We start from the raw sequence: 9,974 nt of genomic DNA, 5'->3' as shown, positions 1-9,974 counted from the left end.
CGGCCACGCTCGAACGATTCTGCGAGGCGTGGCCGGGAACAGACAGTGCACCCGTCATCCGCAGGAAGTGAACTCTTCACATGGCGGGGGCCCGGGGCCGGGGCGATCCGTCGGCCGGACGCCCCCGGCCCGGCCCGTCGCGGCCCGCTCACGGCGTCCGCGGGTCAGGCGACGGAGTCCTCGGCGTACGTGTCGTCGTCCAGGTCAGGGAGCGGTCGCAGCAGCCTGGCGGGCGCCTGGGCCACCAGCTGGAACGTCCCGTCCGGACGGCGTTCGACGTCGAGCGTTCCGGAGACCGCCCGCAGCCGCACGGCGAGGTTCCCCAGGCCGCTGCCGCTGTGCGGGGAGGTGTCCCGGTAGGCCGGGTCCACGCCGTCGTTGGTCATGGACAGCCGGACCAGGTCGTTCTCCTGCACCGCCTCCATCCGGCAGGAGGTCGCCCGGGTGTGGCGCAGGAGGTTCGTCACGGCCTCCCGCAGCACGGCCGCGAGTACCGTGTCGACCTGCTGGTCGATCGTCCCCATCCGGACGTCCGTCTCCACCCGCACGTCGGCGGCTTCCAGCAGTGACCGGGCCGAACCCAGTTCCTGCTTCAGCGACATCGCCCGCAGTCCGCTGGCCACCGCCCGCACGTCCGCCAGCGACTGCCGTGAGATCTCCAGGAGTTCGCTGACCTCGTCCATCGCCCGACGCGGATTCGTGGGCACCAGACGGTGGATCAGCTCGCTCTTCAGCGTGATCGCGGACAGGCTGTAGCCGAGAAGGTCGTGCAGGTCCCGGGCGAACCGCAGCCGTTCCTGCGTCACCGCGAGCCGGCTCAGCTCCAGCCGGGTGTCGTGCAGGGCGTGGATCAGCGACGACAGCCGCGACAGCCCGAACACCACCAGGCCGGTCAGCAGCGTCGACAGCGACAGGTAGAACGACTCCTGCAGCGGGAAGCGGTCCAGCAGCGGCGGCAGCAGCATCGAGACGCCCACCAGCCCGTACGCCGGCCAGGCCGCCCGCGGTGGCAGGAGCAGCAGCAGGGAGCCGGCGAGGAAACCGGCCATCGCGCCCCACTGGGAACCGAACAGCGCGAGCGGCAGATAGGTCAGCACCGCCTGCGCGCCGAGCGTCAGCGCCTTCTGCCGGCCCGGCGCCAGATGGACGTGCGCGCTGGAATGATGCCGCTGCAGCAGGTAGATGAGGATCAGCGCCAGGACGGAGGTGCCGAGCGACAGATCCGTGTGAGGCATGCCCGCGAGGTTGATCAGGGTGATGCTCATGTAGCCGAGCAGAACGACCTCTAGGATCGTGCGGGCCAGCCTCGGCGCCGGCAGATCCGGCAGCGGCGAGGTCTTCCGCGCGGTACGCCCGACACCGTCGGCGCCTTCCCCGTGAATGCCGTCCGCCTCCCCCTCGTGCCCGTCCTCGTGCACGCGGCCGGTGGCGGACCGGCGTCCCAACCCCCACATCACCCGAGGCCCCCCTGCGCGGTCTGCGATCTTCGGTGGCTTCTCCGTCGAAGCCGTCGAACTCCAGTGCACATGCGGTGATGATAGGCGGTGGACCACGACGGGGCGACCGACGTCAGTACGCGATCGCACGCGACTTCACGTCGGCCGTCCCCTGAAGTGGCACAGGTCGGACACCCTTTCCGCTACGGGGCGACGGCCTCGGCCCCGCCCGCGGGAACGCTGCGGATACAGACGGTGAACAGTGCGACGGCGTCGGTCGCCACGTTCTCCAGGTTCTCGATCACCAGGGAGCCGTCCGTACCACGGAGCGGTCCGGCGGACACCTCGGTGCGGGGCGCGCGGCTGTCGAAGAGGTTCATCGGGGTTCCTTCCTTGAATGGTGGATGCTGGTGTGGTGCTTGATCGTGGGCCGGGCCCTCGCGGACGTTCCTGTCGACGTCAGGGGACCGGCAGCGGACCGTACGGCCGTACCTCCGGCGGCTGCGCGCCGACGGCCGTCCGTGCCGGTGCCGGCCGGTTCCGCAGCCGTCCGTCGAGCAGGGCCATGCCGAGTGCGGTCACGGTGTGCAGGGCGCAGTTGCGCACCCGGCGGGTGGTGATGAGCCCCGACTCCCGCAGCACGGAGGCGTGCTGGCTCGCGGTGCCGGGCGAGATGCCGAGCCGGGAGGCCAGTTGGCTCGTCGTGCAGGTGTCGGTCAGCTGTCGCAGCGCTGCCGCGCGGGTCTGCCCGACCAGCGCGCTCAGCGCCTGCTCGCCGCCTGCCTCCTCGTCGTCCTGCGACGCCAGCGAGAACAGCGAGGAGACGTCCGGCGGCATCCCGACGACCAGGGCGGCCTGGCCGCTGTCCCGTTCGGTGCCGATCACCCGCCCCGCGGCGCCCGTCAGGAACACCGACGGCACCAGCAACAGCCCCCGGCCCTCCAGATACACGTCCCGGTTCAACCGGTCGTGGATCTCCAGGACCGGCGGCCGCCACACGATCCGCGGGTGCAGCGTAGACAGCAGCCGTTCCACCCCGCCGGTCATCGCGATCCGGCCGTGCGCGTCGCACTCGGTGTCCAGCCGCTGTTGAACCACGTCCCACAGCGGGGCCACTCCGGCCCGCCAGACATCGACGGCCAGCCGCACCGCCTCGGTCCGCGTCAGTGAGAGCGCGGCCAGCGCGGAGGCGTCCGCGTCGGGCGAGGAGTCCAGGAGGAACAGCAGGTCGTCGGGGGCTTGCAGGGACTGCAGCAGGGGACCGAGCGGCCGGCGCAGGGAACAGCTCTCCCTCAGTCGGCCGGTGACCTCGCTGCGCCAGCCGGCGAGGTCGGCGCTGCGTGATCTGGTGAGCGCGCCCAGGGCGAACACGCCCTCGGCGACCGGACCGAGCGTGCTCTGCATCCGGGTGCGTGCGAGATCGGCGGCGGTGAAGTGGATTCTCTGCATCGAACAGTCCCCCTGTGTCGTGACGGACCCGGCTGCCCGGCTCCGGCGGCCCGACTCCCGCCCGGGCACGACAGGCGGTGCCTCGGCCGGCCGCCGCCCCGGACCCGCCGGACCGGCGCCCGGAGGGCGCCGCCCGTCCTGCCTTGGGGGGTGGTCGGAACATGAACGACCGTGTCATGAGGGGGTGGGGGCCGGTAGTGCGCCGTTCCCTGAACACGCATGACCGCCTCAGCACGTGGATCATGAATTATTCAGGTGCGCCAGAGGGAACTGCGCGATTGGCCGAAATCTGACGAACTCCCGCCTCCCTGCCGGGCACCGCGCGGAGGGGGATTTGCCGTCGGCAGAAACTGTGGAGAACGGCTGAGGGGCGCGGCTACCTTGCGCCGACAAGGGGGCCCGAGCTCGCGCCCCAAGTGATCGCCCCAGGGGAGCAGCTGTGATCAGCGAATCCGTGGACGAAGCGGTACGCCGCGCCCGCGTGGCGGAGGCGGAAGCGGCGTCATGGCCGCAGGCCGGAATCGACGAGGCCGTCGCGGCCGTCGGCTGGCACTGTTATCGGGAGGAGACCGCGCGCCGTCTCGCGCGGCTCAGCCAGAAGGAGACCGGTCTCGGCGACGCCGAGGCCATGTACGCGCTTCAGCGCAGACGGGTGCTCGGCATCCTGAACGACCTGCACGGCGTCCGAACGGTCGGCGTCGTCGACGAACAACCCGAGCGGGGCCTCGTCACTCTGGCCAAGCCGCTCGGAGTGATCGCCGTGGCCAGCCCGGCCACCGCGCCCGCTCCGGGCATCATCTGCAACGCGCTGCCCATGCTGAAGACCCGCAACGCCGTGATCTTCAGCCCCAACCCCCGCGCGCACCGCACCGCGCAGGCCACCATCGAGGTCATGCGCGCCGCGCTCGCCGAGGTCGGCGTCCCCCCGGACCTGTTCCAGTGCTTGCCGGTCACCGGCCGGGACGCCGGCGAACGCCTCATGGCCGCCGCCGACTTCGTCGTCGCCATCGGCGGCTCCAACACCGTGCGCCGCGCCTACCGCAGCGGCACGCCCGCCATCGGGGCCGGGGTGGGCAACCCCACCGTCGTCGTGGACGAGACAGCGGACCTGGACGAGGCGCTGCACCACATCCACACCGGCGCCGGGTTCAACCACGGCACGTCCTGCTCCTCCGAGAGCAACGTCCTCGTGCACCGCTCGGTCGCCGACGCCTTCCGTGACGGCCTGGTCCGCGCCGGCGCGTACGTGTGCGACGCCGAGGAGACGGCCGCCCTCGTCGCGACGCTGTGGCCCGACGGCCGGACCCTGGACCGTGACCTGATCGGCCGGCCGGCCGCCGACATCGCTGCCGCGGCCGGGATCACGGCGCCGGACAAGGTGTCCGTCCTCGTCGCCCACTGCGCCGATGCCGGTGCGGACTCGCCGCTGCTGCGGGAGAAGATCGCGCCGGTGCTCGCCCTCGCGGAGTACACCGACTTCGAGGAAGCCGTCCGCCTCGTGCAGCTCGTCTCGGAGCGCTGCGGCATCGGGCACAGCTGCGCCGTCCACACGAGCCGGCCCGACCGGGTCATGCGGCTCGCCCGGGCGGTCACGCACTGCCGGGTCGTGGTGAACCAGTCGACCATGACGAACACCGGCGGCTTCAGCACCGGCGTCCCCTTCACCACCACGCTCTCCAGCGGAAGCTGGGGCGGATCCAGCGTGTCCGGGAACGTCACCTGGCGGCACTTCCTCAACTACACCACGATCTCCCGGCCCATCCCGGAGCGGATCCCGGACGAGGCGCGGCTGTTCGCCCCGTACTGGGACCGGGCGGCGGGGCGGACGGGCGCGGAGCCGAAGGCTGCCTGACGCACCGCGGCCACAAGCGAAACGGTTCGCCCGTACTGGGCGGGAACGGAGGTCGGCCCATGCCGACGGCGAGACTGAACGGCATCAGCCTGAACTACGAGACGACCGGGCGGGGGGAGCCCGTCGTGCTGGTCATGGGCTCCGGAGCCGGAGGCAGGGCGTGGCACCTGCACCAGGTGCCGGCGCTGGTGCGCCACGGCTACCGGGCGATCACCTTCGACAACCGGGGCATCGGCCACTCCGGCTCCGGCACGGGAGGCTTCACCGTCGACGACCTCGTCGCCGACACCGCCGCGCTGATCGAACACCTCGACGCCGGCCCCTGCCGGCTGGTGGGGACCTCGCTCGGCGCGCACGTGGCCCAGGAACTGTGCCTGGCCCGGCCCGACCTGGTGTCCCAGGTGGTGCTGATGGCGACCCGGGGCCGCACCGACGTGATGCGCCGCGCGCACGCCCGGGCGGAGCGGGAGTTCCATGACAGCGGCGGCCGGCTGACGCCGCTGTACGCGGCGACGCTGCGCGCCCTGCAGAACCTGTCGCCCGCGACGCTGCGGGAGGACAAGGAGATCCAGGACTGGCTCGACATCTTCGAGATGGCGCCGGTCACCGACGCGGCCGGCTACCGGGCCCAGCTCGACGTCGACCTCGAGGGCAGCCGGCTGGACGCCTACCGGGCGATCCGCACCCCTTGCCAGGTCATCGGCTTCGCGGACGACCTCGTGCTGCCGGCGGCGCTGAGCCGGGAGGTCGCCGACGTCGTCCCCGGGGCGCTCTACACGGAGATCCGGGACGCGGGCCACTACGGCTATCTGGAACGTCCCGACCAGGTGAACGCCGTTCTGCTCGACTTCTTCGCCCGGAACGGCTGACCCGTTCGATCCATGCACCATGCCCGCTTCGGTCCCGGACGAATCTTCTTGTCGGTCCGGAACCAGGCGGGAGACGATTCCGCGGGGCCGGAGGCAACCGGATCCCGCTCTTGAGGAGGGAAATTTCATGGAGAACCCGTTCGACAACGAGGACGGTTCCTTCTACGTACTCGTGAACGACGAGAACCAGCACTCGCTGTGGCCCACCTTCGCGGAGGTTCCCAAGGGCTGGACCGTCGTGTTCGGCGAGGACACCCGCCAGGCGTGCCTCGAGTACGTCGAGAAGAACTGGACGGACATGCGGCCCGCCAGCCTCATACGGGAGATGGAGGGCCTGGAGGCGGAGGCGGCCAGCCCGGCCGGCGCCGCCGCCTGATTCGCGTCCCCTTGCACGAACACCCGCGGGTGCCCCGGAATGTCGGTCCGGGGCACCCGCTCCGCGTGGTGGCCTCAGTGCACGTCCCGTCGCATCGGGACCAGCACCGCGGCGACCGACGCGGCCAGAGCGTAGCCGGTGAGCAGCAGCGCGCCGCCCACGGGGGAGAGCAGGGACACCGGACTGGTCGCCAACTGGTCGGCGAGGGTGTCCGCGACGTAGGTGAAGCCGGTGAGCGAGGCGGTGGCACCGCCCGGCAGCAGCGGGTAGAGCAGCTTGACGCCCGGGATCATCATCAGCGTCAGCTCGCCCATGTACAGGTAGCCCACCACGATCGCCAGCGCGGCGATCTGATTGCGGATCAGGGCACCGACGGCGACGCCGAGCAGCGTGTACACGGCCATGGTCACGGCGAGCCGGCCGAGCAGCAGGAGGACGTCCGCGGACGCCATGCCCGGCGTCACCCCGCGGGCCGCGACCCCGCCGAAGAAGCCCGCGGCCGCGGTGCCTGACAGCACCAGCCCGTAGACCAGTCCGGCGACGCCGAAGACCGCGATCTTGGCGGTCAGCACCTGCCACCGCTTCGGCGCGAAGAGGAAGGTGTACGTGGCGGTGCGGTGCCGGTACTCGCCGGTCATCGCCAGCGTGCCGAGCGCGGCCGGCACGATCACCGTGAACCCGAGCATGCCGAGCACCGAGCGCACGCCGTCCTCGGTCTCCAGACCGGGCATCGGCGGGTCGAAGTTCTCCGGCCCCACCAGCGTGAGCAGGCCGACCATGCCGCCGCCGAGCACCACGGCCACCAGCAGGGCCCATATCCACATCGGCGTGGCCAGCAGCTTGCGGAACTCGGCCCTGATCAGTGTGCTCATCGCTGGATCCCCTCTTCGGTCGGGTACGGGGCCGCCGAGCCGTCGGGAGCCGGCGCCCGGCCCCCGTCCCCGGTCAGCCGGAAGAACAGCTGCTCCAGGCTCGCCTCCTCGACGACGAGTCCGTGGACCCGGAGCCCGCCCGCCGCGGCCACGTCGGCGACGGCGGAGTCCGTCAGCCCGTACACCCGCAGCCAGCCGTCCTGGGCGGCCTCGACCCGGACCTGTCCGCCGGACGCGTCGCGTATCAGCGCGTCCCGCAGGGCCGTGGCGTCCGGGGACCGGACGAGCACGGACCGGGGGGTGAAGCGCTCCATCTCGGCCAGCGGTCCGGCCGCCACCAGCCGGCCACGGCTGATCATGACGACGTCGTCGATGATCTGCTGGACCTCGCTCAGTACGTGGCTGGAGACGAGGACGGTGCGCCCCTCGGCCGCCAGGCCGCGCAGGAAGTGCCGCAGCCAGGCGATGCCCTCCGGGTCCAGGCCGTTGCTCGGCTCGTCGAGGAGGAGCACACGCGGGTCGCCCAGCAGGGCGGTGGCCAGCGTGAGGCGCTGGCGCTGGCCGGTGGAGAAGGTGCGGGTGCGGCGGTCGGCGAGCTGCGTGAGCCCCAGCTCCTCGATGAGCCGGTCGACGCGGGACGCCGGATGACCGCCCATGGTGCAGTAGATGCGCAGGTGGTCACGGGCCGTGTGGCGGGGGTGGAGCGCGGTCGCGTCGAGGGCGGCGCCGACGGTCGCCGAGGGGTGCTCGAGCTCCACGTAGCGCTGGCCGCCGATGGTCGCGGTGCCCGCCGTCGGGGCGACCAGGCCGAGGATCATCCGCATGGTCGTGGACTTCCCGGCCCCGTTGGGGCCGAGGAAGCCGGTCACGACACCGGGTTCGACCTGGAAGCTCAGGTCCTCGACCGCGGTCACCGCACCGAACCGCTTGGTGAGGCCCGTCACTTCGATGCGTGGCCCGGCGGAGTCGTGCTGTCGGTTCATCGGTTCTGCTCCAGGTGGGCGCCGATGAGGCCCGCGAGCCGGTCGGCGTCGTCGAGGGAGAGGACCAGCTCGTCGAACTCCTCGCCGGAGGCGGCGCGGTCGAGCACCACGCGCAGTCCGGGCTTGCCCCGGTAGGCCGCGACGAGCTGACGCGGACCCAGCACCAGGCCCCAGGTGCCGATCTTGGTGGCCCCGGAGATCTGCAGGCCCTTGCGGGTGCCGTGCGCTTCCCGCAGCGGCTGGCCGACCGGGACGACCTGGCGGACGGCGGCCAGCGGGACCGTCAGCCCGTCACGGCGCAGCCACATCCGCTCCCGTCCTTCGAACTCGACCACGAGCCGGTCGCCGGAGACCTTCATCAGTGCCATGGGACCCATCCCTCCCTCGGGTCCGCTCCTCCGGAAGGGGCCGGAGAAGCGGATCCACTGCCATGAGCGTCTGTTCTAGTAGATGTATATCAGATAGAGTGCGCATGTGCATCTCGTACTCGACCTCGACAGTGAGGTACCGATCTATCAACAGATCCGGGACCGGGTGGTGGAAGCCATCGCGGAAGGCGCGCTGGCGCCCGGTACCGGCCTCCCGTCCACCCGGCAGCTGGCCGTCGACCTGACGATCAACTTCCACACCGTGAACAAGGCCTACGACCTCCTCCGGCGCGAGGGGATCATCCGGATCAACCGCAAGAGCGGCGCGGCCGTCCGCCCCGACGTCAAGCAGTCGTCCGCGGACGACCTGCGCGGCGGGGTCGACTGGGCCCGCATGCGCACGTTCCTCGCCGAACTGGACGTGCGCGGCATCCCCAAGGAGGAGGTGATGGCATATGTCGAAGCGACACTGGACGGCTTCCCCGGCCGCGACGACGGCTAGACCGTCGCCCGCGGACCGGGGTGCGGCAGGCCGCGCTGCCCCCTTACGCGCGGACGTCGTCGTCCAGTCCCGGCGGCAGCCAGGGCGCCCGCAGCAGGGCGGCCCCGAGCGGGGTGAGCGTGTGGACGGCCGACGTGTGCGTCCGCGTCGTCGACACCAGCCCCGCCCGCCGCAGCACGCTCGCGTGCTGACTGGCCGAACCGGGCGTCACCCCGACGTGCCGGGCCAGCTCGCTCGTGGTCAGGTCCACTGTGAGCGCCTGCAGGACCGCCGCCCGCGTGCTGCCCACCAGCGAGCCGAGCGGCTGCGGCTCGCCCGCACCCGACCCGGACGGTACGGAACCGGCGGACCTCGCCCCGTACCGTCCGGCCATCCGGTCCGTTTCCTGCCCGGCTCCACCCCGGAGCAGGGCGGCCGTCGTCACGGCCGTCCGGGCCGGATGGACCAGGATCGGCGCGTTCTCCGGCTTCCGCTCGTCCACGAAGAGACGCGGCGCGCCGGTCAGGAACAGCGACGGGGCGAGCAGCAGCCCGCTCCCCGACAGCCGTACCTCGCCCGGGTGTTCGCTCGGCACGCTGAGCACCGGAGGGTTCCGGTGCAGTCCGGCCGATCCGATCGCGCCGAACAGACCCTCCACCCCGCCCGTCGCCATCGCCCGTCCGTTCGCCTCGCACTCGTGCTCCAGGCGACTGCGGATCCGCGGCCAGTACGGCTGCACCGCCGACTCCGCGAACGCCCGCAGCGCCACCGCCAGCCGGTGGTTCGCCGCCATCCCGCGCCCCGCCGCGACGCCTGCCGCACCGGCGGGATGCTCCATCCACGCCGTGATCCGACCGGTGGGCGAACGGACCACCGACATCAGCTCCGGCGACGCGGCGAGCGCCTGCGCCATCCGCGTCAGCAGCGGAAGGTGCCGGCTGTGCCGCCGGTCCGGACGGAACACCACCGTTCGGCGCCACTGCGCGAAGGCGTCCTCCGCCTCCCCGCGGTTCCCGACCGTGGCCAGCGAAGCCAGCGCGAAGAGGGATTCCGTCGCCGGACCGGCGGTCTTCAGCAGGCGTACGTTCATCACGTCGTCGAACGTGAAACGAATGGTGAGTCTGTTGCCCGGCGGCCGCCGCGGAATCCCTTTCGCGGCCCTTCCGTGATCCTCCTCGCGCATGCCCCCCATCATGCCGGACACTCCTTCGGGAGAGCAGTGAAAAGGCCTGTGGGAAAGGCTGTTGAAGCAGCCCCCAGCTGCGAGTTTCATCAACGCCCAAAGGTG

11 protein-coding genes are annotated in these 9,974 nt (G+C 71.8%); 4 read left to right on the top strand and 7 right to left on the bottom strand.

Going from position 1 to position 9,974, the window contains the following annotated elements; genetic code table 11:
- Nucleotides 1-164: 164 nt before the first annotated feature.
- The 3 genes from ACFCV8_RS10720 to ACFCV8_RS10710 form a co-directional block, all read right to left on the bottom strand.
- A complete protein-coding gene (locus ACFCV8_RS10720; RefSeq protein WP_376684948.1) occupies nt 165-1,445 on the bottom strand; it encodes a sensor histidine kinase in 1,281 nt (426 codons plus the stop codon).
- Between the two features lie 194 nt (nt 1,446-1,639).
- A complete protein-coding gene (locus ACFCV8_RS10715) occupies nt 1,640-1,816 on the bottom strand; it encodes a hypothetical protein (RefSeq protein WP_376684947.1) in 177 nt (58 codons plus the stop codon).
- Nucleotides 1,817-1,895: 79 nt separating this feature from the next.
- On the bottom strand, nt 1,896-2,885 hold the full coding sequence (locus ACFCV8_RS10710) for an ArsR/SmtB family transcription factor (RefSeq protein WP_376684946.1): 990 nt from the start codon (nt 2,883-2,885) through the stop codon (nt 1,896-1,898).
- A 439-nt stretch (nt 2,886-3,324) separates the two neighbouring features.
- On the opposite strand from ACFCV8_RS10710, the gene ACFCV8_RS10705 reads away from it, so the two are divergent.
- The 3 genes from ACFCV8_RS10705 (at nt 3,325) to ACFCV8_RS10695 (ending at nt 5,982) form a co-directional block, all read left to right on the top strand.
- Complete coding sequence (locus ACFCV8_RS10705; protein ID WP_376684945.1) at nt 3,325-4,737, top strand: aldehyde dehydrogenase family protein; 1,413 nt, start codon at nt 3,325-3,327, stop codon at nt 4,735-4,737.
- A gap of 59 nt (nt 4,738-4,796) precedes the next feature.
- The gene (locus ACFCV8_RS10700) at nt 4,797-5,606 is read left to right on the top strand and encodes an alpha/beta fold hydrolase (RefSeq protein ID WP_376684944.1); all 810 of its coding nucleotides are present in this window, start codon (nt 4,797-4,799) and stop codon (nt 5,604-5,606) included.
- 127 nt (nt 5,607-5,733) lie between these two features.
- Nucleotides 5,734-5,982: an MbtH family protein gene (locus ACFCV8_RS10695; protein ID WP_376684943.1), complete on the top strand. Its 249-nt coding sequence runs from the start codon at nt 5,734-5,736 to the stop codon at nt 5,980-5,982.
- A gap of 74 nt (nt 5,983-6,056) precedes the next feature.
- Here ACFCV8_RS10695 and ACFCV8_RS10690 read toward each other — a convergent pair whose 3' ends face one another.
- The 3 genes from ACFCV8_RS10690 to ACFCV8_RS10680 are packed head-to-tail and all read right to left on the bottom strand — an operon-like array spanning nt 6,057 to nt 8,205.
- The gene (locus tag ACFCV8_RS10690) at nt 6,057-6,854 is read right to left on the bottom strand and encodes an ABC transporter permease (protein WP_376684942.1); all 798 of its coding nucleotides are present in this window, start codon (nt 6,852-6,854) and stop codon (nt 6,057-6,059) included.
- Entirely contained in the window at nt 6,851-7,837 is a 987-nt protein-coding gene (locus ACFCV8_RS10685; protein WP_376684941.1) for an ABC transporter ATP-binding protein, read from the bottom strand. Before ACFCV8_RS10685 ends, ACFCV8_RS10690 begins: the two co-directional genes overlap by 4 nt.
- Nucleotides 7,834-8,205 carry a hypothetical protein gene (locus tag ACFCV8_RS10680; RefSeq protein WP_376684940.1) on the bottom strand — a complete coding sequence of 124 codons (372 nt, stop codon included), beginning with the start codon at nt 8,203-8,205 and terminating at the stop codon, nt 7,834-7,836. Before ACFCV8_RS10680 ends, ACFCV8_RS10685 begins: the two co-directional genes overlap by 4 nt.
- A 106-nt stretch (nt 8,206-8,311) precedes the next feature.
- Here ACFCV8_RS10680 and ACFCV8_RS10675 point away from each other — a divergent pair, with 106 nt between their 5' ends.
- Complete coding sequence (locus ACFCV8_RS10675) at nt 8,312-8,707, top strand: GntR family transcriptional regulator (protein WP_376684939.1); 396 nt, start codon at nt 8,312-8,314, stop codon at nt 8,705-8,707.
- Between the two features lie 43 nt (nt 8,708-8,750).
- On the opposite strand, the gene ACFCV8_RS10670 is transcribed toward ACFCV8_RS10675, so the two are convergent.
- A complete protein-coding gene (locus tag ACFCV8_RS10670; protein WP_376684938.1) occupies nt 8,751-9,869 on the bottom strand; it encodes a winged helix-turn-helix domain-containing protein in 1,119 nt (372 codons plus the stop codon).
- Between the last annotated feature and the right edge of the window lie 105 nt (nt 9,870-9,974).

It is taken from the genome of Streptomyces sp. NPDC056347 (assembly GCF_042262625.1).
In the GTDB taxonomy this organism is placed as follows: domain Bacteria; phylum Actinomycetota; class Actinomycetes; order Streptomycetales; family Streptomycetaceae; genus Streptomyces.
Note: the sequence above shows the minus strand (reverse complement) of the source record. Positions and strands in the feature narration are given on the sequence as shown.

What these genes read in the sequence shown, in the direction of transcription:
- ACFCV8_RS10715 (WP_376684947.1), bottom strand. Translation starts at nt 1,816, where the DNA reads ATGAACCTCTTCGACAGCCGCGCGCCCCGCACCGAGGTGTCCGCCGGA.
- ACFCV8_RS10710 (WP_376684946.1), bottom strand. Translation starts at nt 2,885, where the DNA reads ATGCAGAGAATCCACTTCACCGCCGCCGATCTCGCACGCACCCGGATG.
- ACFCV8_RS10700 (WP_376684944.1), top strand. Translation starts at nt 4,797, where the DNA reads ATGCCGACGGCGAGACTGAACGGCATCAGCCTGAACTACGAGACGACC.
- ACFCV8_RS10695 (WP_376684943.1), top strand. Translation starts at nt 5,734, where the DNA reads ATGGAGAACCCGTTCGACAACGAGGACGGTTCCTTCTACGTACTCGTG.
- ACFCV8_RS10690 (WP_376684942.1), bottom strand. Translation starts at nt 6,854, where the DNA reads ATGAGCACACTGATCAGGGCCGAGTTCCGCAAGCTGCTGGCCACGCCG.
- ACFCV8_RS10685 (WP_376684941.1), bottom strand. Translation starts at nt 7,837, where the DNA reads ATGAACCGACAGCACGACTCCGCCGGGCCACGCATCGAAGTGACGGGC.
- ACFCV8_RS10680 (WP_376684940.1), bottom strand. Translation starts at nt 8,205, where the DNA reads ATGGCACTGATGAAGGTCTCCGGCGACCGGCTCGTGGTCGAGTTCGAA.
- ACFCV8_RS10670 (WP_376684938.1), bottom strand. Translation starts at nt 9,869, where the DNA reads ATGCGCGAGGAGGATCACGGAAGGGCCGCGAAAGGGATTCCGCGGCGG.